24 protein-coding genes are annotated in these 26,071 nt (G+C 41.7%); 11 read left to right on the top strand and 13 right to left on the bottom strand.

The window, feature by feature from the left end; translation table 11 throughout:
- Positions 1-2 precede the first annotated feature (2 nt).
- The 3 genes from S4054249_RS06800 to S4054249_RS06810 form a co-directional block, all read right to left on the bottom strand.
- Positions 3-2,069 carry an LruC domain-containing protein gene (locus S4054249_RS06800; RefSeq protein ID WP_046358123.1) on the bottom strand — a complete coding sequence of 689 codons (2,067 nt, stop codon included), beginning with the start codon at positions 2,067-2,069 and terminating at the stop codon, positions 3-5.
- A 283-nt stretch (positions 2,070-2,352) separates the two neighbouring features.
- The gene (locus S4054249_RS06805; RefSeq protein ID WP_046358124.1) at positions 2,353-4,647 is read right to left on the bottom strand and encodes a serine protease; all 2,295 of its coding nucleotides are present in this window, start codon (positions 4,645-4,647) and stop codon (positions 2,353-2,355) included.
- Between the two features lie 421 nt (positions 4,648-5,068).
- Entirely contained in the window at positions 5,069-7,612 is a 2,544-nt protein-coding gene (locus S4054249_RS06810) for a serine protease (protein WP_046358125.1), read from the bottom strand.
- Between the two features lie 222 nt (positions 7,613-7,834).
- Between S4054249_RS06810 and S4054249_RS06815 the strand changes: the two genes are divergently transcribed.
- The gene (locus tag S4054249_RS06815) at positions 7,835-8,227 is read left to right on the top strand and encodes a hypothetical protein (RefSeq protein WP_046358126.1); all 393 of its coding nucleotides are present in this window, start codon (positions 7,835-7,837) and stop codon (positions 8,225-8,227) included.
- 56 nt (positions 8,228-8,283) lie between these two features.
- On the opposite strand, the gene zigA is transcribed toward S4054249_RS06815, so the two are convergent.
- Positions 8,284-9,492 (bottom strand): zinc metallochaperone GTPase ZigA, encoded by a 1,209-nt coding sequence (gene zigA, locus S4054249_RS06820; protein WP_046358127.1) that lies wholly within the window; start codon positions 9,490-9,492, stop codon positions 8,284-8,286.
- A 44-nt stretch (positions 9,493-9,536) separates the two neighbouring features.
- Positions 9,537-9,947, bottom strand: a complete 411-nt coding sequence (locus tag S4054249_RS06825; protein ID WP_046358128.1) for a TraR/DksA family transcriptional regulator — start codon at positions 9,945-9,947, stop codon at positions 9,537-9,539.
- Positions 9,948-10,152: 205 nt separating this feature from the next.
- On the opposite strand from S4054249_RS06825, the gene S4054249_RS06830 reads away from it, so the two are divergent.
- The 4 genes from S4054249_RS06830 (at position 10,153) to S4054249_RS06845 (ending at position 15,165) form a co-directional block, all read left to right on the top strand.
- On the top strand, positions 10,153-11,274 hold the full coding sequence (locus tag S4054249_RS06830) for an NAD(P)/FAD-dependent oxidoreductase (protein WP_046358129.1): 1,122 nt from the start codon (positions 10,153-10,155) through the stop codon (positions 11,272-11,274).
- Positions 11,274-12,959, top strand: coding sequence for a nucleoside recognition domain-containing protein (locus S4054249_RS06835; RefSeq protein ID WP_046358130.1), 1,686 nt, complete (start codon positions 11,274-11,276; stop codon positions 12,957-12,959). Before S4054249_RS06830 ends, S4054249_RS06835 begins: the two co-directional genes overlap by 1 nt.
- Positions 12,960-13,186: 227 nt before the next feature.
- Entirely contained in the window at positions 13,187-14,647 is a 1,461-nt protein-coding gene (locus S4054249_RS06840) for a YHYH protein (protein ID WP_052961145.1), read from the top strand.
- The gene (locus tag S4054249_RS06845) at positions 14,644-15,165 is read left to right on the top strand and encodes a hypothetical protein (RefSeq protein ID WP_046358131.1); all 522 of its coding nucleotides are present in this window, start codon (positions 14,644-14,646) and stop codon (positions 15,163-15,165) included. Before S4054249_RS06840 ends, S4054249_RS06845 begins: the two co-directional genes overlap by 4 nt.
- Positions 15,166-15,399: 234 nt before the next feature.
- On the opposite strand, the gene S4054249_RS27140 is transcribed toward S4054249_RS06845, so the two are convergent.
- From S4054249_RS27140 to S4054249_RS06865, 6 genes are all read right to left on the bottom strand, one after another.
- Positions 15,400-15,522 (bottom strand): hypothetical protein, encoded by a 123-nt coding sequence (locus S4054249_RS27140; RefSeq protein WP_256370546.1) that lies wholly within the window; start codon positions 15,520-15,522, stop codon positions 15,400-15,402.
- Between the two features lie 253 nt (positions 15,523-15,775).
- Positions 15,776-15,919, bottom strand: coding sequence for a hypothetical protein (locus S4054249_RS26515; RefSeq protein ID WP_155401416.1), 144 nt, complete (start codon positions 15,917-15,919; stop codon positions 15,776-15,778).
- Complete coding sequence (locus S4054249_RS06850) at positions 15,903-16,433, bottom strand: hypothetical protein (protein WP_046358132.1); 531 nt, start codon at positions 16,431-16,433, stop codon at positions 15,903-15,905. The genes S4054249_RS26515 and S4054249_RS06850 overlap by 17 nt, the downstream gene beginning before the upstream one ends.
- Before the next feature lie 8 nt (positions 16,434-16,441).
- Positions 16,442-16,723 (bottom strand): helix-turn-helix transcriptional regulator, encoded by a 282-nt coding sequence (locus S4054249_RS06855; RefSeq protein ID WP_230851814.1) that lies wholly within the window; start codon positions 16,721-16,723, stop codon positions 16,442-16,444.
- A 226-nt stretch (positions 16,724-16,949) separates the two neighbouring features.
- A complete protein-coding gene (locus tag S4054249_RS06860) occupies positions 16,950-17,693 on the bottom strand; it encodes a LytR/AlgR family response regulator transcription factor (RefSeq protein ID WP_052961146.1) in 744 nt (247 codons plus the stop codon).
- A gap of 12 nt (positions 17,694-17,705) precedes the next feature.
- The gene (locus tag S4054249_RS06865; protein ID WP_046358133.1) at positions 17,706-18,737 is read right to left on the bottom strand and encodes a sensor histidine kinase; all 1,032 of its coding nucleotides are present in this window, start codon (positions 18,735-18,737) and stop codon (positions 17,706-17,708) included.
- A gap of 193 nt (positions 18,738-18,930) precedes the next feature.
- Between S4054249_RS06865 and S4054249_RS06870 the strand changes: the two genes are divergently transcribed.
- Entirely contained in the window at positions 18,931-20,778 is a 1,848-nt protein-coding gene (locus S4054249_RS06870) for a haloalkane dehalogenase (RefSeq protein WP_052961147.1), read from the top strand.
- A gap of 37 nt (positions 20,779-20,815) precedes the next feature.
- On the opposite strand, the gene S4054249_RS26860 is transcribed toward S4054249_RS06870, so the two are convergent.
- Positions 20,816-21,064, bottom strand: coding sequence for a hypothetical protein (locus S4054249_RS26860; RefSeq protein WP_046358134.1), 249 nt, complete (start codon positions 21,062-21,064; stop codon positions 20,816-20,818).
- Positions 21,065-21,333: 269 nt separating this feature from the next.
- On the opposite strand from S4054249_RS26860, the gene S4054249_RS06880 reads away from it, so the two are divergent.
- Entirely contained in the window at positions 21,334-21,777 is a 444-nt protein-coding gene (locus S4054249_RS06880) for a hypothetical protein (RefSeq protein ID WP_046358135.1), read from the top strand.
- A 351-nt stretch (positions 21,778-22,128) separates the two neighbouring features.
- Here the strand turns inward: S4054249_RS06880 and S4054249_RS06885 are convergent, their stop codons facing one another.
- On the bottom strand, positions 22,129-22,458 hold the full coding sequence (locus S4054249_RS06885) for a hypothetical protein (protein ID WP_046358136.1): 330 nt from the start codon (positions 22,456-22,458) through the stop codon (positions 22,129-22,131).
- Positions 22,459-22,833: 375 nt separating this feature from the next.
- Here S4054249_RS06885 and S4054249_RS06890 point away from each other — a divergent pair, with 375 nt between their 5' ends.
- The 4 genes from S4054249_RS06890 (at position 22,834) to S4054249_RS06900 (ending at position 25,913) form a co-directional block, all read left to right on the top strand.
- Positions 22,834-23,961, top strand: a complete 1,128-nt coding sequence (locus S4054249_RS06890) for a DNA alkylation repair protein (protein WP_046358137.1) — start codon at positions 22,834-22,836, stop codon at positions 23,959-23,961.
- Positions 23,962-24,265: 304 nt separating this feature from the next.
- The gene (locus S4054249_RS26520; RefSeq protein ID WP_155401417.1) at positions 24,266-24,427 is read left to right on the top strand and encodes a hypothetical protein; all 162 of its coding nucleotides are present in this window, start codon (positions 24,266-24,268) and stop codon (positions 24,425-24,427) included.
- A 137-nt stretch (positions 24,428-24,564) separates the two neighbouring features.
- Entirely contained in the window at positions 24,565-25,443 is an 879-nt protein-coding gene (locus tag S4054249_RS06895) for a CPBP family intramembrane glutamic endopeptidase (protein ID WP_046358138.1), read from the top strand.
- Between the two features lie 113 nt (positions 25,444-25,556).
- Complete coding sequence (locus S4054249_RS06900; protein ID WP_196764540.1) at positions 25,557-25,913, top strand: VOC family protein; 357 nt, start codon at positions 25,557-25,559, stop codon at positions 25,911-25,913.
- The last annotated feature ends 158 nt before the right edge of the window (positions 25,914-26,071 follow it).

The following is a 26,071-nucleotide window of genomic DNA, read 5'->3' on the forward strand; positions in this document are numbered from 1 at the left end:
TCCTAGTTCTGTGATGCGCTGCTGATGGTGTATTGGTAATTTGCGACAGGATTCTCAAACCAAGTCACGTTGTTCTGGCCTGCTGATGATGCGAACTCTGCAAACTGAGGGTATGCAATTGACATTTCAACACGCTCTTTTGGATGCTGCCAATCTGTATCAATAATCAATGCCCATGGTAAACCTGTGCCAGTTTGGAAGTACCCATTTGTTGATGATGTATCATCACCTTGGTCAAGATAGCTACTGTCAAATGCTTCTGTTGGCGCTTGGTTTTTCAGGTGTACTTCCCAACCGCGACCATTATTGCTGTCAACATATGGTCCGTGGTAATGACCATTTACTGCAAAAATGAATGGGTCTAACTTGTTTAGTGTCGCTACGTTGGCGTTGTAGGTGGTCGACAATGGCAGAGTTAGTTCAAATGGAATAGGCGCACGCTGAATATCACTGCAGCCTTCTTCTGTTCGGAAGAATTTACAGCCTTCCTGTGTAGGTACCATGTCTCTTGTGTCTGCGAAGATAACGGCGATGGCTTCATTTCTATTTGCTTCAAGCGGACTAGTCTGAGACTCTACGCCATCAACGATTAGCTTAATTTGTGACTCATTGACATGATTTCGAGCTATATCTTTAAAACGAAGTGCAAATGCATTGTGGTATCCTGCACCAACAGCAACCAATGCACCTTCCACTTTGTATCGTACGATTTGGTTACCAATTTGGCCAGTTGTTGCTCTATATCTTACAACCACATCATTGAAATCATAATCGCCTTTTTGCGGCCATAAGTCTTCAAATGCGGCGGTTTGCCAAGCTGTAGACGACTCAATTAGGCTGCTTGCAACCACAGAGACAGCAACATCTTCTACCTCGCCAGTATCCACTCCACCTGTTGGTGCGATATCTTGATTGTTTGATACTCTAAAGCGTGCCCATGTATTTCCTTCTACTGCATCGACTGGTACGGGGATTAATACGCGGTTTTCACCTGCCACACCTGAATATTCGCTAATGATGCGCTCGGATGATTGGAATTCACCATCTTGATTCCAGTCTATCCATGCATTAACGTAACCGTTTGTTGAGAGCGTAAATGAGATGAGGGCATCATATCCTGTTTCAATACTTGTAACGAAGCTAACACCATCGTCATCATCTTGCGCTTTTGGCAAATGCTCTGCGCTAACGCCATCACCGAAGTAAAGGTCTCCGGCTACGTGACGGGCACCATTTTCAGCTAAAGATGTACCGTAGCTCTCTGGTGCATCGCCATAGTCCATGGTAGGGTCTTCACTTTCATCAATGATTGGGGCGGTTGCACAGCGCGCGCCGTCATTGGAACCTGAACTAGGACCGTATGCGAACAGCTGTGTATCAGCAGGATCATTAATATTTACTTGATAGATATGGCCGTCTTGGTTACGGCTGATATAAAAATTATTGTCGATATCAAAATAGACTGCGCCAAACGTACCGGTCTGGCCAACATTGCCTAGTACTGCGCTCTCACCGGTTGTTGCATTGATACGGTGCAAATTACCATTGCTATCCACACTGTACGCCATACCAGCTTCGCCGTTGGGGGCGAACGCCATATCGAATATATTTAAATTGAGGTCACCACCATTGATGACACGCGTTGCCTGTAAATAGTCGTTGCTCGCTTCATCAAGCGACACGCGGTACAAACCGTATGAACTGCCTTTTCTGTAAACATAATAAGCGTTTTCGTGGATAGCAACGTCGCCTACGTAAAAATTAGTGTCAGGGAAACCAATGGTGTTTAAAGGTTCTAACGTATAGTCTTTGCCTACACGGCCAATGTCTTTGCGGCTGTAATCCCAACCATATAGGTATCGATCGTGGAGACTAAATCCAAATCCATTAAGCTTGTTGTTGGTGCCAACGCTTGGTGCGAACTCTGTATATGCACCAGATACTAAATTTACGCCAAAGATGGATGCTGTATTTCCTTGCACTAAAAATGCCTTAGAAGGGCAAGTATCGAAAGGTGCTGCGTTCACGCCTGCAGACAATAGGCACAAGCTCAATAGTTTGTATTTCATGATTTTCTCCAAGATGCAATTTTGCTGATTTAACTGATTGCAATCGCAGTGCCAATTTTAACTTTTTGATTTTATTGTGTTTTTTTATTTTCGATTTCGCGGGTTCTCAAAATGCAAAGCCATATCGAAATCAAAATCTCATTTTAGGAATGGGAAATACAAAGAGTATTAGGTTGAATAAAGTGCGTCTGTGAAGAAGGGGAGGCCATTGATTTTTGAGCACGCTAGATAAAAGAGTAAAAGCCGTTAAAAGGGGAAGGCTTTTACTCCATGAATATGAATTTTAGCTTTTAAATTCATCGCGCCTTAATCTAATAAGCAGCGCGAATATACACATACTGAAGATACCGAATGAACCACTGCTGCCTGAGTCATTATTTGACCGAGACGCGGGGGCGGTTACATTTATGTTCATCTCATGCGAGGCTGTGAGCCCATATGAGTCAGTCACAGTGAGTAAGAAAGTTAAGGTTTCATTTCGTGTGACTTGTGGGGCTGTGAATTTCAATTGATGACTATTTTGAGGAAGTGTGACTTGTGTTCCCGCGGTTTGTTTCCAAGCATAAGTCACTTCATCGTTGTCAGGGTCGGAAGACGTTGACGTAATTACGACTTCGTTGCCAACAGGTACAGTTTGTGTATCGCTCGCTAAAGTTACTTCAGGTGCTTTGTTTGCACGTATGTGCACAGTCACTTGTGTTGTGCTCGTGGCCTCATACTCATCAATGACCGTTACTTGATAGGTTTTAACTGTATCTACGGCTACTTTTTCAGCGGTGAGCTGCAATACGCTGTCTGTGACGATGATGTCATTTGGCGAATTTATATCACGCCATTGATAGGTTAAGTTATCACCTTCAGGGTCACTTGATTGGCTCGCGTTTAATTTAAAGCCTACCTCACTGCGCACTTCAACATTTGAGTGTTCAACAACCACTGTTGGTGCTTCATTTACAAAGGTGGTTGAAAAGTTGTAAATAGTGACATTATCACTCCCTTCAGAGGTGTCATACCCTTTGTTATATAAAATCGCAATCTGATTGCGACCGGCCTCTAGCTCAATGTTTATATTTGTTTTGGTCTCTTGGAGCCCACTGTCTCTAAGTAGTTGCTTGCCATTGTGGAAAATGTCTACAAAGTCATCATACTTTTCACTAGAAACAAGGTAGTCAAAACTCACTGCGCTGATATGTAAATTGTCTATATCAGCCGTTATGTAGGTTTTTTGCCAAGCTAGTTTATGGTTAGGGTCGTCTGAATTATCTATCATATCTCCGCTAACTAAGACTTTTTCTCCATCGTTAGTGGTTGCTGTATACCAGTTCGCTTCTCCACCCGTTGACCATTCAATGTGTGCTGGGCTTGATAGGTGTTGATTGACATCTTCTTCGATTGCTCGGGTTTTGTAAAAATTTAAATATTCAGAGTAGCTTGTCTCCATAGGTGCGCTTATATCGACATATACTTTATAAGTGCTATGGTCATATTGCTCAGGTAGCTGAGCTTTAAATTGACATGTTTGTTGCGGTTCCAGTGTCAGGTTAGGGCAGTTTTTCTCAATTAATTCAACATTTGTTGGATTTGGGTCAAGCAATGAGGGGTCCGAATCATCAGGAAATCGCAAGTTTGTAATTGTAACCGGTGTGTTGAGCGTGTTGGTGAATTCGCCTGTTATAACCGTTGGCGCCTCTGCTCTGATGAAAGCATGTTGGCTCTCAGTCTCAAAGCCAAACTCAATTGTTCGTCCAAATAACCAATCAGATACATTTGCTACATCAGCAAATACACCTGGCTTATTAGGCGCACCGCATTGAATGCCCCAGCTAACGACGCCAACTTGTATCCATTCATCTTCTTTTTTGACGATAAGTGGACCCCCGCTGTCACCATTGCAAGGGCTTTTATCTCCAGCCTCAACCCCTGCACACATCATGGAGTCAGTTATGTCACCATCATAATGCGCTGCATCATTACAAATTTCGTTCGGGACATATTGTAAGTCAACTTCTTGAAGTTTGCTGGGGGTGTTTCCGCCATAGCTTAAGCGTCCCCATCCCATCACTTTAAGCGTTTCGCCTGCTACTAAGTTACTGCGAATGTCTGAATTGGCAAGTTTAATTGGTGTGATGTTTTCTACCGGGCGGTCAAGTTCTAAAATGGCAATGTCATAAGCTTGTTCGTTGTCAAAAACCCAATCGTAACTATCGTGCATATGCACACGCATCACTTGATAGGTTTGCCATTGTGCTTGGTCATTTAAGTCATGCCCTTCAAATTTAACGGTGAATGACTCAGTGTAACCTCTTTTTACACAGTGAGCTGCGGTGAGCACTTTATTATCACCAATAAAAGAGACTCCACAATTATGCACACCATTTTTTTGCAAACTACCAATAAATGGGTAGGCAAAGGGGGTTGTCTCATTGCCACCAACGATATACGGAGTAATCTCCATAGAAGATTGTGTTGTGTTGTATGTGCTAGGCGAAATTACAGGAGAATTTTTTTCAATCGCATTACTGATGGCTGGGGCAATCGCAGTCACGAGAAGAAGCAATCCTTTCAACTTAACGAGCATTTTTAGTCCTATTTTCTGATTGAATTATATACTTAATGAAACTCTTAGAATATGGCTTATATGAGAACGGAATTGTTAAAAAATGTTGCCTTTTGTGTGTTTTTTGTTGTCGTATATAATAACGTTGTGTTTTAAATAATTGAAGTGATAGTTCTAATTATTGTAATTTATTCGTTTTTTAGTTGTAATTTATTCGTGCTTTAGTTGTTGTTTATTTTGTGGTTAGGGTGTAGTTTTTTTTTGAAAAAGTGCTTATATGCAGCATAGGAACAATAAAAAGTGAATAGGGTAATAATACTGGGTCCTAGTAAATAAAGCGATTATTGTTAACTCAGTTTCACCTTATAAAAACACAGCGATATTGACCAGCCAACACAGTTGCCAAAAGCCTTCTGGTGTTTCAGAAGGCTTGAATTGCAACTTATTTGCGGTCGAACCGTCTTCTCATACCGGTAGTCATTAGCATAAGCAGCAAAGTGATATAACTAAATGAACCGCTGTCTTTTTTGGCATTAACCGTAATGCCGATATTTTTAGATTGTGATGACCCATAAGCGTCTGTGACCGTTAAGCTAAACGTCAAGCGTTCAGCTTGAGTAACTTCAGGGGCAACAAAGCTAAGTTGCTCGGTGTGATCTGGAAAAGAGATTTTAGTGCCAGACGTTTGTGCCCAAATATAGGTGATATTATCGCCATCGGGGTCGGCTGCCTGAGAGGTGATCAAGACAGTTTCTCCTGAGGAAACCATTTGGGTGTGACTTACCAACGAGAGCTCTGGGGCAGTGTTCTTAACAACCTGAACTTCTATGATCTGCGTTGAGCTTGCGCCAAGATGGTCGGTCACTGTGAGCTGATAACGAATAGTTGAGTGCTCAACGTCTTGACTCGGCGAAATGGTAAGCGTATCTGTATTACTTATTACGTTATTTGGTGCATTGAGTGAGTGCCAAGTGAAGTGCAGCAGATCTTGTTCTGGGTCAGTTGTGGCGCTCGCATCGATGATAAATTCAGCGCCACTTCTGGCAATAAAATCACGATTGTTAAAGTGAATTTCAGGGGCTCTGTTTGCTGCTATGTGAACGTTTACCTGGGCAGTTGAAGTGGCATTGTACTGGTCAGTAACTAAGACTTGATATGTTTTCGATATATCCTGAGATGTACTCTGTGCGGTGAGAGGAAGCGTGCTTTCGGTGCCAATCACTTTCTTGGGGTCATTTAAGTCAATCCACTGAAAAGTAATTGAATCACCATCAGAGTCTGATGATTGGCTAGCATCTAGCACGTAATCAAATCCACTACGCACGTCAATACTAGCCTGTTTTATATTTGCGCTAGGGTACTGGTTTGTAGAAGTGAACGAGATATTTTGAATAGCAACGTTATCGTTGCCCACGGAGCCATTATGATCCTTACTATACTCAATGAGAATTTGATTAGGGCCTTTCTCTAGGTCAATACTGACATTGACTAATTCCTTATTTTGACCGCTATCAGAATGGATCTCTGCTCCGTTATGGTTTATTTTGAGCATGTCATGATCCTTCTCACTTGAAAGCAAATAGTCAAAGCTGACTGTGCTTATGTGGGCATCATTTACTTCTAAGAGTAGATATGTTTTTTGCGATTGCTTTTGTAAAGAAGGCGTCGTTTGTTTATCGGTAATTTGACCGCTCAATAGTGCTTTGGTACTTGAGTCGGTTGTATCGGTATACCATTTTTCATCTCCTCCAGTTGACCACTTTATGTTATCCGGTGTCGATAAATGCGCATTCACTGAAGCGCTGATATCGGTAACTTTATGATAACTTAGCTCACTGGAGTAGGTGGTTTTTCCCGGCTCCTCAATTGACACGTCAAATGTGTATTGCCCATAAGGGACAGCATCTTGTGTACGCACTTCAAATTGACATGATTGCATCGAGATAAGGGTCGAATTAGCACAATTTTGACTGATTATTTCTACATCATGTGTGGATTTATTAGGCTCGCTTACCAAAGTGAATTCAGCAATAGACAGTGTGGTATCTAGTGTGTTTGTAAAAGATCCAGAAATCGAAGCCGCAGGCTCATCTGGTAAATATAAGTCGCGTAACTGTGCAGAAAACCCAAACTCGTTGGTATTGGCATAAGTCCAATAAAACAAGGAAGCAACATCAGTATAAACTCCAGGTCGATTTGGTTGGGCGCAGCCATTTCCCCAACTTGCAATGCCTAGCTGTATCCATTCATCATTTTGCTTAACAATTAAAGGGCCACCACTGTCGCCTTGGCAAGCATCTTTGCCACCTTCATCAAAGCCTGCACAGATCATAGTATCTGAAACGAGGCCATTATAATGGGTCGCGCCATTGCACACAGTGTTGGTTATAAAAGGCACGTCGACTTCTTGCAGCTTCGTTGCTAGCGCGCCTTTTTCGCTTAATTTACCCCAGCCGATGATACGTAACATATCGCCTGCGACGAGCGTATTTTTCACATCTTGAGTGGCAAGTTTAATGGGTTGAATGTTTGTAACCGGACGGCCCAGTGTTAAAACGGCAATGTCATTATCGTAATCCATTCTCAATTTGTAGTGCTCATGCATGACCATGTTCTCTACTTGATATGTTTGCCACTGCGCACTGTCTGTTACATCATGGCCCCCAAATTTTACGATAAACTGGTCAGCACTGTGGTTTGCAACACAGTGGCTTGCCGTCAGAACCTTGTTATCGCCGATAAATGATATACCACACCAAAACTCGCTGTTTGTGTCGCTTTTTTTTAAGTAGAGGCTTCCCATAAATGGGTAGGAATAAGGGGCCGCTTCATTGCCGCCGACAATACGTGGCTCTATTTCGTTTGTTGTTATGGGACCATTAATTTGCTGGGGGTGTGTGATCACGACATGGTGATTGCTTGCATTACTCATCAATGGTGAAGTCGCCATGGCAAGCAGAAAAGCGCTCTGGATACTGCTGAGCATAAATATTCCTATTTTTTAAACTGTTTGTTTATTAGCTTATATTTATTGATAATCGGGGAAACCGAAGGTGCTTTAATTTTTAGGGCACTCTATCAATATTGTTTTAACGACGCCATTAAAAGTATTGACTGTTGCACTGCACTAAATTGTTATGACAAACGTAAAAAACTAGATTAAGGTTATTGTCAGTGTGATTTTGGACAAAAAAGGACAGGTGAAATAATGAAATTTGAGCAACTATTAAGTCATTTTGATACGGGGATTTGTATTGATCAATTACAAAAAGAGTCGCTATTAGACCTTGCCTTATTGTTTATCGGTGTAGATGGCAAAATAGATGACAGTGAAAAGCGCGTAGTGTATGAATGGGCTAATGAACTTCAGTGGAATTCGACAATTGGATTGGAAGACTATTTCGAAGACAGCTTGAGTAAAGCAGTGCTAGCTGTGCAGCAAAATGACATTGAGTCGTTCATTCAGCACAGGATGCATCACATTGTTGATGAGCCAATGCGGAAATTTGTCAAAGAGCTTGTTATTAAAGTTATCGAGGCCGATGGTGTAGTCGATGATGCGGAAAAGCGCGCGCTTGCTGTGTTGGAAGCTGAGCTGTAATAAATCAATAAGATAAATTTGAGGCAGCGCTTTGATGTGAACTGCCTCATTGTAGCCTACCTTGTTTCCCACTCTGGAAATGGATCGGGTAGTGTGCTCCAAAGCTGCATACCGAGTGCCATTTCTTCATCGGTTAGCAAACAGTCATTCAGTGCGTCGATAATTGCTTGTTTATCGAGTTTTTGGCCGATAAACACGAGCTCTTGGCGCATGTCGCCGTAAGGTTCTTCCCACATATCTTGTATTGCATCAATATACTCTGGATCGGTCGGCCACTGCTCTTGGGGGACGGCTTTCCAAAACAGACCCGCCACGCCATATTGCGCCATACCGCCTGCTTGATTCCAGCTACCAGCAAACTGTGGGCGGGATGCAAGCCAAAAAAAGCCCTTAGAGCGGATGAGCTTCCCTTTTTTATCTTTGCTGTGTAAAAAGTCATAAAATCTTTGAGGGTGAAAAGGCTTTCGTGCGGCATACACAAAACTGCTGATGCCAAATTCTTCTGTTTCTGGCACATGTTCACCACGTAGCTCTTTTAGCCATCCCGGTGCAAGCTGCGCTTTTTCAAAACTGAACTTACCTGTTGCAAGGATCTGTTTGAGCGGCACTTGACCGTTTAATACGGGTATTTGAATGGCTTCGGTATTGAGCGTACTTAAGATGCTCTGTAGACGACGTAGCTCAGTCTCAGTGACCAGATCGGTTTTATTGATCACAATCACATCAGCAAACTCTATTTGGTCGACTAACAAGTCAGCAACATTGCGGTGGTCGTCTTCACCTAAGCTTTCTCCAACGTCTTGTAAGTATTGGGCTTGGCCGTAGTCTTTTAAAAAGTTAAGGGCATCGACAACCGTCACCATGGTATCTAAGGTGGCAACATTAGACAAGCTCTGGCCATTTTCATCAGTAAAGGTGAAGGTTTCAGCCACAGGGAGAGGCTCAGATATACCTGTGGATTCAATAACGAGGTAATCGTATTTCCCTTCTTTGGCGAGCTGAGTGATCTCTTCAAGTAAGTCTTCTCGTAGCGTGCAGCAAATACAGCCATTGCTCATTTCGACGAGTTTTTCTTGTGCTCGATTAACGCCGATTTCATTTTTAACGGTGGCGGCGTCGATATTAATCTCGCTCATATCGTTGACAATAACCGCTATTTTTAGCCCATCTCGGTTATTGAGTATGTGGTTTAACAGTGTGGTCTTCCCCGCACCAAGAAAACCGGAAAGTACTGTAACAGGTAATTTTGACGGTGTATGTAACATAACTTGCTACCTTATCGTTACTGAAAAAAGAATGAATGTGCCGATTAAGAGCGGATTAAATGCTCCTTCATCTCTTGGCATGCTTTAACGTCAATACAGTATTCTGCGGTTGGCCTTGCCATCAGTCGTTGGACTCCGATGGGCTCGCCAGTTTCGAGGCAATACCCATAGGTGCCTAAACGAATGCGCTCAAGGGAAAGTTGAATTTTAGGCAGCAACTTTTGCTCTCTGTCTACAATACGCATAAGGAGTTCGCATTGCTCTTCCCAAGAGGCCCGGTCGTTAAAGTCTGGTAAATCTGGTTGGTTAAGCATTTCCTCTTTGGCTTCTTTTATTCGAGCTCTTGTAGTGTCGTGTAGCTCAATGAGTAGCTCTTTGAAAAATGCCAGTTGCTCGTCATTCATATAGTCTGACTCAGGAGCATTAATAATTTTTTGTTCAATTGCGGAGGTCATAATTGATATACCACTATTTTTGCTTATTTGTTATGTTATAACATATTTTGGTGATTTCACCATTGGAATTACCATTGGCCTCTAGGTTTAAGGGTACGACCAGCAAGTTTAATTCATTACTGCGATGAATTCTCATTTTCATTTGTGTATATTGTTGTGTTATATCGTATCAAATTTAAGTTTTAACAAAATAGGTGAACCTCACATGATCAAAACGGAAGTCGTAATCGTTGGTGCAGGCCCTGCGGGGCTTGGGTGTGCAGCTTTATTAAAGCAAATGGGGATTGAAGATGAAGAACTCATTGTGCTTGAACGAGGCGAGGTGGGGGAGAGCTTTTTAAGATGGCCAGAAAGTATGCGCTTTATTACCCCTTCCTTTCCTTGTAATGGCTATCACCAGACAGACTTAAACGCCATCACCCCAGATACTTCACCTGCTTTTAATGCAGGTAAAGAGCACTTGAGCGGCAAAGAGTATGCGAAGTATCTCAGCATGGTGGTTAACCATTACAAAATTCCGGTTACAACACAGACTGAGCTACTGGAAGTCTCATCGATAGGGCCAAGTGATGGGTTTTATTTACGAACAAGTGATTCTGAGATTAAGTGTAAATTTTTAATTTGGGCTGGTGGCGAATTTCAATCACCCAGTATGAATGCCTTTAGTGGCGCAGAGCTGTGTCAGCACAATACCCATATTCGTGATTGGCAATCATTAGAACAAGGTCACTATGTGGTTATTGGCGGGTATGAGAGTGGCGTTGATGCCACGTTTAATTTGGCAAAATCAGCAAATAAAGTCACGCTACTCGATTGTAAGCCAAATGACGCCGATACCTACGACCCCAGCCAAGTTTTATCTCCGTATACCATGGAGCGAATGAAGTCGATTGCAGACAATAAGGACATTGACTATGACGGCGAATTTGAAGTCAGCTCTGTGTACAAAGAGGGCGATGAGTATGTTGTCCAATCTACCGATGGCAACGAGGTGCGTACGCCATTTCCACCGATAAACTGCACCGGCTTTGAGATGGATCTTGGGCCAGTGTCAGACCTTTTTGTCTATCAAGATAATGGCTATCCATGGGTTAGCGCATTCGATGAGTCGACTAAACGCAGAAATCTATTTTTAGCAGGGCCGAGACTTTATCATGATCCAACTCTGCTGTGTTTTATCTATAAGTTTAGAGGTCGTTTTTCTGCGCCGTGCAGGGTCATTGGTTCAGAACTAGAGCTTGATATGTCTGTGATGAAACATTACCGCCAAGCAGGCATGGTGCTTGAAGATATGGATTGTTGCAAGCAGCAGGAGTGCTTCTGCTAATGACGCAGTTTATTGATGTACAAACTTTTTACCCAGAGCAAAAACAAAAAAATAATTGGTTATTGATTGGTAAAGAGAGCGTGGGTAAAACCGCGTTCACGGAAAACTTGATTGGTAAAAAGTCAGGTAAAAGCAACTTTCAAGGTAGCTCTTTATTTTGCAAAGAGTACTCATGGAATGGCCAAACAATCACTGACACCCCTGGTATTCAAACCAGTATGGACAGTGTGGTGACTTCTCAAGTTTTGAGCCGATTAAAAACCAGTGAGCATATTATTTTGACGCTAAAGGCGTCTGATTTACAGAGTGATTTGTCTGACCTATGGCACCTGGCAAAAGGGCAAACAGGCATTGTAATTTTAACTTACTGGGATGTAGTGAAAGACAAGGCAGGCGTTAAGGAGGAGCTGGCGAGACTTCGAGAAAGCACTAATTTGGCTTGGGTAACTGTTGATAATCGGGAAATTTCAGATCAGCAACTGACAGAAATCGAGCGGGCGTTATCGCGTCCATCTCGATTTCCAAACAGGGTACCAACGCTAACGGCTAATTGGTCGGTAAAACCCAAGTTATTGTTTTTTGAAAAAACCGGTTTGGCTCCTTTGTTGTCCTTTGTATTACTGGTGCTGCCCGCATGGCTTGCCGTGACCAATGCAAATACATTTGCCGATTGGTTGTACCCGACGATTGAACAGCCAGTCGACTTGATTAAAGCAAAGCTCTCCCATTTGCCTGAACCGTTTAACCATATGATGGTGGGCGATTATGGTTTAGTGTCTATGCTGCCATTTTTGATCCTGTATGCATTGCCGACGGTGGTCATTTTTTCGATTATTATTTCCTTGTATAAAACCACAGGGCTCATAGATAGACTGTCTTATCGTTTAGACCCAGTTATGCACAAACTCGGATTAAGTGGTCGTGACTTGGTACGTGTGATCATGGGATTTGGCTGCAATGTACCTGCGATAATTCAAACCCGCAATTGTTCTTGCTGTACTCGTGGCAGCTGTGTATCGGCGATATCGTTTGGCTCTGCTTGCTCATATCAATTGCCAGCCACTGTTGCGGTGTTCTCCGCAGCGGGTAAGCCCTATTTAACCTTACCGTATTTGATCATTTTAGCCGTGACTACCTGCATTTATTTGATTGCGACAACCTCTGCGGCACAACGAAAAGCAGCTGCCTCTCATAACTTATTGAATCGAGGGTTTTTACAGCCGCCTAATTGGCGTTTTGCATTCAATGAAATGATGGATGTGCTCAAGTCATTTTTTATGACGGCATTCCCGCTTTTTGTGGGGATCTGTTTAGCGGCTGGATTTTTAGCATGGCTTGGCTTTTTCGATGCGCTAATTGGCGTGATAGCGCCATTGATGAGTGTGGTCAATTTACCTGAGAGCGCAGCAATTGCAGTGATCTTGGGCGCCATTCGTAAAGATGGTTTGGCGATTGGGTTGATTGATAGTAGTACACAAGGGCTAAAAATCGCTGAAATCACAGACGTTCAATTGTTATGTGCGGTGTATTTGGCGGGAGTGATGTTGCCTTGTATTGTATCACTGCTCACCATTATTCGGGAAATGCAGTGGCGCTTTGCAACTAAAATGGTGCTAAGACAAATCTCATGGGCAGTGATGTTTACCATGTCTTTGTCTTGGGGGATAGGTTGGGTTTTAAGCTAATGAAGTACACAGGCATCGTACATCATAACTGTTCGGATGAGATGAGAAGTGACAGAAAACCCATGCACTATGCTGGGTTTTTAAATGACTTTTTGCCTGATCTTCAGATTAGGGTTATGTGCTTTTTGATTACTTGTTGATTTTGCAATAGTGTTATTGGTTTATTTTGTATAACCTGAATAAAAAATTCCATGAGTTTTGGGGTTTTATTATTAAAAGGGCACACAATGGCAATGTCGGCATTTCAATTAAGCAGTATAACCCTGTTATTTTTATCACTCACTGGCTGTGGTGGAGGCGGTGCGGATAATGCGTCATCACCGACCAATTCGACAGAAAACACAGTACCACAATGCGCCGTCAATTCGATTGATATACCACGAGGCAGCGGTGCTGTCGCAGTCAGTGACTCATTACAATGCAGCGATGCGGATGGCGATACACTGAGTTATGAGCCAAGTACAATTCAAAGTGATGGGGTTGCATCTGGTTCGTACACTCAAACTATAACTATCTCCGATGGCCAAGGTGGTCAAACGCAAGTGGCGTTGCCATATCAAATCACAAATCAAGCACCGAGCTGCTTGCAAAGCAGCCAGCCGGAAGTGTCTTTATCCCAGTCAAGCTTGATTGTTAGCAGTTATTTATCTTGTAATGATAACAATGGCGACAGCCTGACTTTTACACCGCAAGCTATTGATACCTCTGAGCAAACAGCAGGCGAATATACCCAGCAAATAAGCTACAGCGATGGGGAGCTTAGTGCCTCGTTAGATTTCAAATATACGCTCAGCGGTGATGTGCAAACGGAACTCACACGTTGTGAACTCATTCGCCAATCAGTGGAGATGTCTCCGGAAAGTGATGTTGTTGTAACCTGTGATGATAGTTATGCCTATATCACGTCAGATACTTACCCCAATCATGACTTGATGAACGGTATAAAGGCAACGAATGAACAGATCCCTGTCCCTGCGGTTGGCTATGCCGCGCCAATTAAATTGGAGTCGCAACCTGCGGCTAGCCCTACGACGATTGATGCAGCGCTCGGTGTGGCAATAAATGGGGTGCCCATTTATGACTACTCTGCTGCGGGTGAACTCGACTTGTTTAATTACGACCCAAGTGTTGATACGGTTGCACTTGGGCAATTAGATAATTGCGGTGGTCATGCGGGCAGAGGGGATGATTATCACTATCATGCTGCACCCACTTGTATGATGGATGCGATGGAGACGCTCAGCGACGATACCATTATCGGCTGGGGGTACGATGGTTATCCGCTCTATGGCTTTAACAACCCTGATGGCAGTGCTATCTCGCAAGGAGATTTGGAGTTGTGTAATGGTATTGCTGATGACACATTTGGTTATCGATATCATTTATCCGCTGCGCCCCCTTATGTGTTTCAGTGCTTAGTCGGTGAAGTGGATACTCGTGATTTACCGCGCGTTGCGCCATTGAGTGGTGGGGCAGATCGCGCCAATTTGAGACCGCCTTCAGGTGATGTGCAAAACTTAACGCATACTGTAGATGCCGATGGTAAACGAACCATGCGTTACGACTATCAAGGCGAGAATTATTATGTCACTTATTCACCCAGTAAAGACAAAGCCAATTGTTATGAATTTGAAATGAAAGCCATTTCTAATAGTGGTGCTATTCAAACTGGGACATACTGCCGATGAACCTGTTTAAACACTTTTTATCTTTTAGTATTTATACGGTGATGTTGTGTACAAGTGCCATAACCCACGCACATGCACTAAAAGAGACTACAGCAACGATAACGGTGCGTAGTGGGCAGATTGATGTGCTCGTTAATGCGGATTTTAGTCATTGGCTGAGTTTATTACACAGTAATGAGGCATGGTTGCTCGGAGATACTGAGTTGGTATTGCAAGATGGGCAATCAGAGCAAGTAAAACGTAAACAGCTACAGGAACTTGTACTTGCACATACAAAAGTACAGGCAAATGGTGCATTACTTAACTGCCAACTGAATCAATTCCCCGCAAAGCTTATTCAGCTTCATAAAGGGCACCATAGCCGCGCTTATTTCAGGCTGGGCTGCGTATCTCCTCATAAGCAGTTGAATTCAGTCTCTCTGATACTACCCAAGTCACTCGGTCGGGCTTATACCAGTTTAGTACAGCCAAAACAGCAGCTTATTGGCGCAGGGAAAAAAGCAGAATTTAAATTATAAGGTGTAAAGAATTGCGGGGGCGAATAGCGCTTTTTTGCTCAGAGAGTTTAGGTGTATCGAGTCGTCAGAAGTATTTTATAGTGGATGAAAAATGTAAATATTCATAAGAGTAAGCGCATCTGTGATGGCTTACTCTTTAAGAGAAAAGTTATTTCTTTCTCTGAATACTGCTGTATTGGTTTATGCCAAACAGCTCAATTGCTTTGGCTATAGGAGTTAGATACTATATTACTCTTAACGTTTAGTTTCAGGATTACTATTTGGAAATTCAATAGACTGTGGCCTATGGGGTAGCCCTGGTGCGTCTGCACTACCACCCATAATGGTCATTAAAAGTTCTTTACTTAGTTGCTTCATTGTCGTTCCTTGTACCTATAATCTCTGTAACTTGATATTGAGCAGGTAGTTGCGGGGAGCGTGAATTGCCTCCAACAATATGTATAAATATTTCTTTTTCTAAAACTTTCACAATACAAATCCTTTCATACAACTTTAGCTCGCAGTATTTGCTAACAAAAGCCTAATTAAACTTCACTGATATTTTTGAGTTCTTACTTTATTAGTACTTTCATATATCAATTCCCTCTATACAGTTTAAACTGAATAGTGTTTAGCTACTTTTGCGATGTATTTGTTGCTTAGCTATAGGCTTATTATCTGGCAGATTTATAGCATGAGCTCTGTGTGGAAGCTCCGGAGCACGTGCATCACCGCCAACTATAAATGCCGATAAATCTTTATTTAGTATTCTCATAATTCAATTCCCTCGATTCTGCTTTTAGTGCATATGATAAAAAGCAAGCACAAAGCATAAGTTGTATAATCGTAATGATATTATTTCTAAAGTATAGCTTAAAGTAAGCATTATCAATCCAATAATACTTATATGCTAACACCTCAAGCCACGTGTATGAATTAACGAGAACAGCCCCGCAAAAAATGATTAAAATCATACATTCTTGAGAGGACAGCTTTTGTTTTTCATAGACTTGCTTATAAAAGTTAGCGCCTGTTTTGTTATATAGAAATAATGCTAAATCCCTACGATAAACTATTGGTAATATAAATACAATATTTAGAAAGGCTTGGAAAATGTAGTAATGTGTTTTCCATTCGAATGTAATTGGAAACATGGTCATATTAATTGAGATAACTACAAGATATGAAATAAAAAACCATCTTGCAGTGGGAACTTTCCAACTAATAAGTAACCCTAATACAATAAAAGCTAATTGTGCATGATCTACCAATGAATAAATTTCATACATGATTTTGGTTACTCCTTTCCTTGTTTTTCTTGTTGTCTATTGGTAATTGTTGAAGATTTAAATTCGAAGACTCCGCTCAAATCCTTACCAAATATAAGAAATAGCTCAAATAGTTGAGTGCATGTCATATCTGTTTTGCCAGACTCATAATTACTAATTGATGCTTGGTCGACACCGAGCTTTTTCCCTAATTGTTCTTGTGTCCATTTTCTTTCTTTGCGCAGCTGCCGCATTGAGCGTTGGACATACGCTCTAAAGTTTTCTGTCTTGATCCTTCTTGTGCTACTCACCGCCACACCCTTGTACCTCTTCCTTAATCGATTGTCGTAAATTATCAGTTGATACTTTTTTTGCAACTAAAATTTAACAAAACACCTTATAAATTAGCACTTTATAAAAGTATTTATAAAAAGTTTAGGTAAGGTAAAATATAAAATGTGTGTGAAAAAGCCCTATTTTTAGTGAAAAAATAGCCAAAGGTTGCAGAAGTTTGTTTAAAAGTGAAGTGCTATTTATCTATTTACCGCCTTGAGCAATATGCGCTTTTAAAGTGCTGACATAACTGCGTGAAACAGGGATGGGTGCATCGGTACCAGCAAGTCGCACAAAGTGCTTTCGATTTTGGTATTTAAATTCTATGAGCCGTATAGCATGAATGATGTAGCTTCGATGTAGACGATAAAATTGCGAACTTGGTAGCTGCGCTTCAAAACTATCGAGAGTGTGTTCAGAGATAATGGTTTCAGTGTTATGCGCTTGAGCACCGTGCTCGGTTAAATGAACTCGGCGATATCGACCAATGCTTTCGATAAAGTTAATATGGTCAAATTCAATGACTTTTTGTTCAGCGTGATCGCGGAGGATTAGGCGTTCGGACGGTTTATTAGTGTGGTAGCAGCTCTGTTGATGGATTATTTTATTGATGCTTTTTGTTATGAGTTCTGGCCTTGCTGGTTTGACTAAATAATCAATGGCTTTGGTATCAAAGGCTTTTAGGGCATAGTGCTCGTAAGCGGTCATAAAAATAAGCTGATAGTTTATATCTTGGGTCGCTTTGGCAACATCAAAGCCATTTAATTCTGGCATCTCAACATCGAGAAAGACGATATCAGGACGTTTGTTTGTTATTTGTTCAATGGCGGATGTGCCATCGGCCGCTTCAGCAACAATGTGTAGCTCAGCAAAATCATGGATCACATCTCTCAAGTTTTGTCTGGCCGCGGGTTCGTCATCGACAATGATCACGGTTTTAGTATTCATATTTTCTCAATGTTATGCTGGTAATTTGATATATGCACTGGTGCCTTCGTCACTGGATTTTAGCAATAATGAGGCATTGCTTAAGTAGTGTAATTTGAGGGTTTCAGTTGTGATACGCAGCCCTTCACCTTGTACAACTTGTTTGTCATCAAACTGCACACCGGTATCTTGTACTTCAATCAGCAGATCAGTGTCTTGTTCTTCAATAATGATACTGATATGGCCCGCCTTGGCATAGGGCGCAATGCCGTATTTCACGGCGTTTTCGACAATAGGTAATAAGAGTAAAGAGGGGACAGGCAGCTGTTCCAATGCACTATGGCAATCAATATCAAAGGTGAACCTGTCGGCAAAACGTTTTTGCTGTAAAACCAAATACAGTTCTACCAGCTTTAGCTCTTGCTCAAGAGGGATAAATTGCTTTTTGGCCTGTTGAATGGTTTGACGTAGTAGGTCGCTCAAGTCGTAAATTAAGCCTTTTGCGTTTTGTGGGTTATGTGTCACTTCGCTTGCGATGAGGTTAAGCGTATTAAATAAAAAGTGTGGGTTAGACTGCATTTTTAGTATTTGTAGTTCTGCTTTTTGTGTTTGTAGCTGTGATTGAAAGTGATATGTTTGCTGTTTAAACATGAGCATCACCGCAATGTAAACCAAGGTCTCAAGTAACATAATGACAATCGGTAAAAAAGTCACTTGAGGGGCTGCGGGGTTGATGGGTAAGTTCACAATTGGGCCAATGAGTGCATAGAGTATTATGATGACAAACGGCCTAAGCATCCAAATATTGTGACGTAGGTGTGGTGGAAAAAGTCGCGCTAACACAGGCTCTAAGGCATTAAACAAAAGGTAACCTGCGCCAAACCCGCTCCAAACCTTGAATGTAGCCTGAGCAAATAACTGTAGTGTGAAGGCATCAAGCACAAATAATACGCTCGACAGCAGCAAGATATTGAACCAAGGCCAAATCAGTAAAAATATCCAAGCTTGCGTTTTTCTTTTGTTATATAGCCCAATTTGACTCGGTGGCATATCTAATTTATCCACTTTGTATTCCAGCAATTAGCGACATGCTGCATGGTACAAGCAAATTCGTTGTGATGATACGCCGCGAAAACACCGTTGATACAGACTTTTACACCATCTACACACAACTGACTACGTCACAGCTATTTGCGGTGATATTCCTATGTCTCAACACGACGAGCAATTGTTCGCTGAGACATAAGGAAAAACAAACATGGTTTATAACATTCGAGAAAAACAATTTAAGTTAAAACATTCTGTGGTGGCTTTACAAAAAGTACTTGGAGTGTGCTTACTAAGTGGCTTATTAGCCGCATGTAGCGATAACGATGATGAAGTTGTGACAGTAGAGGAAACCGTCACGCCAATACCTGTTGAGACGAGACCTGCCACCGGTCCACTGAGCGATGCGTGTTTAGAGGCAGAGATTAAGACATTGACTACAGCCAAAGGCGTGGAGTTTATTAGAACGCCAGATATTTGTTTTGACGATTTGCCCGGCTATGACTTTTCAGCCAACTATTTGGAGCTAGAAGGGCTGAGGTTACATTATGTAGATGAAGGGCCAAAAGAGGGTGAAGTGGTACTGTTACTTCATGGTCAGCCGAGTTGGTCATATCTATATCGAAAAATGATCCCAATTTTGGCAGATGCCGGCTATCGTGTCATTGCACTGGATAATATGGGGATGGGTAAGTCGGATAAACCTGTGAATACCGCAGTTCATCAATATGAACATCATGTGGCTTGGACTAAGGCATTTATTGATCAGTTACAGCTCACAGATATCAATTTGCTTGTGCAAGACTGGGGCAGCCTTATCGGGCTGAGAATAGCAGGTAATATGTCTGAGCGGTTTGCCAGAATCGTGGTCGCTAACGGTGATATGCCGATTATCCCGACCGGCAGTAACCCTTATCAGTTACCGAGCTTTGAGATTGATGAGTCGATCACTTTAGATGCGAGTACGTTTTTTGATTCACGGTCCAGTGACCGTGTCGAAGGGTTTCAGCAATGGATCAATTATGCAGCCACTGTTCCTGAGTTGATAGCGGGTGATGTGGTGCAAAAGCTTTCAGCAATTGAATTGAGCGATGCGGAGGTCACAGCATACAACGCGCCGTATCCAAATGTGCACTATAAAGCGGCGATTCGTGCATTTCCGTCCATGTTATCTGGTATTGAGATGCAAACGTTACCAGCGTGGCAAACGTTAGGAGCGTTTCACAACCCATTTATGTTTAATGCTGGCGAGTACGACACGGGGCTTGGAAGCGAGTCTAACCAACAAAAGTGGGTCGATCATGTTCCGGGGGCTGACGGGGTTGATCACCGACGTTTTCTTGCAGGGCATTTTATTCAAGATGATGTAGGAGAAGAGTTGGCGCTACATTTTTTAGCGTTTTTGCAATCGACTACGGTAGTTGAGCCACTTGTTACCGGTGGACCAAGCTACAACATGCGCTATTGTGAAATTTTATTGCCGTATCAGCAAGACGGTAAGGTGGTTGCGCAAGTATGGGGCACCCCTGGCGTTGATATGTGCCAGCAAACACAGTGGGATGCCATTGAATTTGATGATGTTGCCGAGCAATACGGGGCCTTGGATGCCATTCCAAATGGACCACGCTTTTTTGTGGTGGACGAAAGCCGAGATGGTGACACAATCACGCTTGACGCAGACACTGAGTTTCGTCAATTTGGCGATGTTAAAATGCGCCTGCTCACAACTGCTGATTTGAGTGTGGCAGGTGGTGAGCAAGTGCCGTATGTAGCCGGTGCAGTAACTAGAAGTAATACTTGGCACTTTTACCAAGGTAGACGCGTGTATGAAATTACCGATAACACGGGGCAAGTTTATGTGATGCAATCGTTTAGCCGTATTTCGGATGCGTCATTGCAAATGGATGACTTAAAGGAGTTAGAAACACGGCTAAACTTACCCGATGGTTGGCACTATTCAAGTCGTATTTTGACCGAGCCATTAAATGTCACTGCGGTTGGCGGTATAGCGTATGTAATGCAAGATGAATTAGGTAACAGTTACCAGCTTGTGCAGTAATCCACTCTGTCACCTCGTTGTACGGGGTGGCACATTTTTATTGATTATGACTTTTTTGTTTTTTAAACAGTCGTTTAGTTGCATGCCAGCATCGCCAGCCGATAAATAGGAGTGTGCCAAAAAGAAATGAATAAATTGCAAATGCAGCGACTTGAATAATAAAAACGATGGAAAATACTAAAAAAACAATTATTCCTATAAGCAGTTTGGGAGATCTTGCCAGGTACTTTGCAAAGAGTAGGGGTAAAAACAGCTCTAAAACACGCTCCCTTCGATGAACATTCATGATAAAACTTTCCTTGTTAAATAAATTAATATAAAAACCAATAATAAATTATCAGTTTATTAGGTTCAAAACAAATGTTAGGTAATTAGTATTATTCATCTATTAAATAACTAGCTTATTAATAGGCTATTGGTTGCTATTTATATAGGAGGCTCATAGGTTTTGTTTAAATATCATTGCATATTGTTAAATGTTAAATTAGATTGTCACAGGTCTTGGACAGTGAATCTATTTATGTTTTATTTTTATGCATTATAAGGAGCTAGTTAATGCGAAAAAAAATACTCCCCATTGCGATGGTACTTTCATCATTTTCCGCTTTCTCTGCTGAGTTTGAATTTGCGACAGGAATTGGGTCACAGTATGCAGGGGTGTTAGGTGTGCAGGCCGCTGTGAAAGTCGACAACAGCAGGTATTTCGCAGCCTTAGGGCTTATCGGTGTGACCGCAGGTGCGCAATTTCAAATTCCTGACAAGCCTCATCATTCTATGGGCGTAAATTTTGGCAGATTTTATGGCGTATTTAATGATGATACAGATTTTTTAGGGCTGACCTATAACTACCACTTTAATGGTTTTCACAACTCAGGTTGGGAGATAGGAACGGGCATAAGTTATTTTCGAACCGATGAGTATCATGCGCTCTTTGGCCATAAAAAGCATGAAGAAGAAAGGGAAGTGGGACTACTATTTAACATTGGCTACAAGTTCTAAGCTGATTGTTTCATTGGCAGTCAGGCACGTAATGTATGAGGCAAAGAGTTAGTTTGTTGTGATTAAGGATAGAAGTGAACAGCAGAACAATAATATCCATCTTTTCACGACTGTGATAGTGCCAACTTGATTGCTTGCAAAGCCGCTTAATGACCGACTTGCCTAGATCCTTGCTAGGCAATGATATGGTATTTTGGCCGTTACTAATCGGATCTGCGATCCATGATTGAAGGCATTCTAATCACTGCGCATATCACTTAGCACCATGTATTACTCAATTTGTAAGTGCTGAAGATGAGTTTGAAGGGATGATGCCAACCTATTGGCATCGTAAACCTGACCCATATTCGATTACGTGTTCAATGATTGCTTCATTGAAAAGGGTAAAATCTCTTGATCAGAAAAGTGGACTTTATAACAGGGGTGAGTGCTCCATAAGCCATTTGTTTTACGTGTTTCATAGCCAACACTAAATGCGACTATCTTTCTATCATTACGTACTAATTTAGCTGAAATATCACAATATCTGACATAAATATCGCTTAAGGCTTCAAAGAACTTGCCACTTGTAATAGGCCCTGTTTGCATTTGCTCTTCACTTTGTTTAGTGACTTGCTCTAATGTTTCCTCTGCTTTATTACACTGACTACCAGTCTCTGCTGCAGGTATGGATTTATCCATGAGAAGCTCCTTTTTTGGAACATTGATGTTACACTTAGTTTACATCTCAAGTGCTTACATATTCAAGATCAGTCGTGTGAAATATAATGGGGAATTGATCTTGAACAGGCGGTTTCAAAGTACTGTATTGCTAATTGCTAATTGCTAATTGCTAATTGCTAATTAAGCACAGACAAAACCATGCGAGATTGTAGCTAGCATCATCGGAAGTATGACAGCATTTTGAGATGTTTGTTGGTTATCCGATAGGACCGTATCGATGAGTCGGCTTTTCATTTTAGTGCATTTGCACATTAGGTATTAATGCACCTACTATACTTTTCATGTTATTTTACAAGCTAGTAAGCCCGTTGTTACCACGAGAGTTTAAGCACAATGCCAGAACCTTTTAAGCATGTTTTTAATCTAGAACTTGTTCGTCTTATGGCGCTGCATTTTCATCGCAATTTCTCTGAATTTTCGTCTGATGGTTTTATTTCACATATCGACAATCAATTCGATGGATTGGAGTTTAAACAACGCAGTCAACGAATTTGTGAGGCGATGATAGCGTATCTACCTGATGACTTTGAAGCTGCAGCCAGGATCATCGAACAGTCTTTAGGAGATACAATCGAGGGAGATTGGAGTCTCGCAACCAGCAATGAGCACGGTATCTCTGGTTGGGCAATTTTACCTATGGCGCAATACGTTGCTATCAGGGGGCATGGGCATTTTGATCGTGCCATGGGCTTGCTAAAAGAGATGACAAAGCGTAATACGGCTGAATTTGCGATACGGCATTTTTTGGACGCAGATCCTGATCGCACATTAAGCGTGATGAAAACTTGGACACGTGATGAGAATTTAAATGTAAGAAGGCTTGCCAGTGAAGGGTGTAGACCAAGGCTACCGTGGGGCCTGAGATTGAAACAATATGTTGAAAACCCCGAGCCGGTGATAAGCCTATTGGAATTATTGAAAGATGATCCCAGTGAATATGTCAGGCGATCAGTGGCGAATAACCTAAATGATATTGCTAAAGATCACCCTGACACCGTTTGCGAAACTGCGAAACGCTGGCTGAGACAAGCATCACCTGAGCGGACAGCACTCGTTAAACATGCGTGTCGGACTTTGCTTAAGAATGGCCACACAGAAACGCTACTCGTATTGGGGTACTCAGAGGCTGTATTATCATCAGCGATATTACGGGTGTCTTCACCAGCGCTCGCATTTGGCAATCACATAGAGTTAACCGCTGAACTTTCAAGTAGCAGTGATATGGCTCAGCCTTTGATGATAGATTATATTGTGCATCATCAAAAAGCCAATGGCTCAACGTCACCTAAAGTGTTTAAGTGGAATACACAGGAGTTAGCACCGCATAGCACCACAAAAATAAAAAAGAAACACACGATAAAGCCGATCACAACGCGTACTTATTATCCAGGTATACACAAAGTAGAATTACAAGTGAATGGTAAAGTAGTTGCTCAAACTCAGTTTGAACTGATGATGTAAATTTACTTTTTGCAAAGCTAGCGCATTACGCACTTGGCTTTGCCTATTTTGATAGTTTCACGTTTCTTTAATAGAAATAAATTTCAAGTTTACTCTACCTCAATTCTGACTAATTCACAGGAGATGATTATTTTTCAATGTCTACAAACTGCTTATAAATCAAGTTTATGTGTTTTTTTATGTGCATTTCGAATTTTTTAACTTGCATCTTGTTCATTAATTAAACACAGTCGTATTTAGATAAGTGCAACAACGAGGTGCATTTGTCTACTTGATAAAGGTTGAAAAATAAATAGGAATTAGTATGAAGCTGAATAAAGTAAACTTAAAAGAACTAAGCAGTCATAAAAATTTAAACAACAAACAAACACGCCAAATCGGCGGTGGTGCGTCTGCGTACAGCAGAGATTATGGTGCATGCCATACTGCGCCGGTATTTTGTCCAACAGCAATAATTTGTAATTAATGTTAAGCCCAGTATTGCTGGGCTGAACGCTAAGTTAAAAATTAATATAGTTCATAAGGTGCTTTAACGTACAATGTTGTAAAAGTTACTATTTTTCCCCATTTTTGGGTGAAAGTACAAATTAAGCAGCATTGAAGATGAATTCACCTTTTGAACTATTTGGTTTGACGTTAAACGCTGGGATCGTCATTTCTTTTCTTCCAGCATTATTGTCCATTTGTACCCTTTCTTTTTTGCTGCAACGAACAGCAATCGCTTTGGCCGCCTTATCGACCTTATTTGCTTACTATTTTGGTATTGTTGATGTTGCTGGCTTGCTCGGGATCTTCAGCCTATTTGCGATGAGTTTTGGCTTCAGCTTATTCAATCATGCTGGTGTTCGCTGGCTACTTGGGATCGGTATTTTTGTTACATCCATTTTGTTTTTTGTTCATGCCTTTCCCGGTTTCAATAACCCATTAGTAATAGAATCTTATTTAGTGAGCGACAATGCAGTGCCATTTTCGAAGCATTTAAACTTTGACAAGTTGATGGTTGCAATTGCTTTGATGGCTTTGGTTGTTCCGCGTACTCAATCCTCGACTGGCAAAGATGCCGTGAAGGTCTTTGCCGTATCAACACTGGTGATTTTAATTGGCTTAGCTGGTGGCGTTTTTTCCGGTTTAGTTGAATGGGACCCAAAGCTGAGCCCAATTTTACTGGGTTGGGTGATTACCAATTTATTCATCACATGTTATGCAGAAGAGGCATTTTTTCGGGGCTTTATACAGACGCAATTTTTCCAAGCTTTTAAACATCGCAAGTTTGGCTTTTGGCTAACGGTTGTCTTTTCAGGCGTCTTGTTTGGTGTAGTCCATTTTCCTGGTGGCTTAGCCTATACCTTGATAGCTTCGCTACTCGGTTTGGGCTGTGCTTATAGCTATCAAAAAACAGGTAATATTTTGGTACCGATTTATATTCATTTTGCTTTTAACCTCATGCACTTTAGCCTGTTTACGTATCCTTTTTTGGCGTGATTTAAATATATGTGGATCTTCACTTAGGCACTCCTGACATGGGGTGTCAGGGGGCAAGCATATACTGCTCAGACAATAAATATGAATCCATTAAAAGGAAGAGCTAAGTGAAAATGAACTATTTTGTTGTTGGGACAAACGACATGTCTGCGGCGATTACTTTTTACAATGCGTTATTTGAGCACACATCATTCATGCAAACCTATAGCAGCGAGAGAATGACGTTTTGGCAAGCAGAAGATCCCGATTCAGCATTCGCTGTTGCGATCCCGTTTAATCAACAAGCCGCGACAAATGGCAATGGCACGATGTTGGGGTTTAACGTAGGTAGTGCCGCTGAAGTGGCAAGGCTCTATCACAAGGCGCTTGCACTTGGTGGTAGTTGTGAAGGCGAACCAAAACAGCGTGGCCCCAAATTTTCGGCTTATGTCAGAGATTTAGATGACAATAAGTTAGTATTTGGTGATTGATAATCACGCAATTCAATGTCTTATTACCATACTTTAGGCGTGGAGATAGAGGCCTAATACTTACAGGCCTTTCATGTCATTGAAGTTGTCTTCACTGCTGCTGATGGCAGCGCATGCTAATTGAAATTACCTAAAAAACTAGTCTCAGTAACTCCACG

Source organism: Pseudoalteromonas luteoviolacea (assembly GCF_001750165.1).
GTDB classification, from domain to species: Bacteria; Pseudomonadota; Gammaproteobacteria; order Enterobacterales; family Alteromonadaceae; genus Pseudoalteromonas; species Pseudoalteromonas luteoviolacea_G.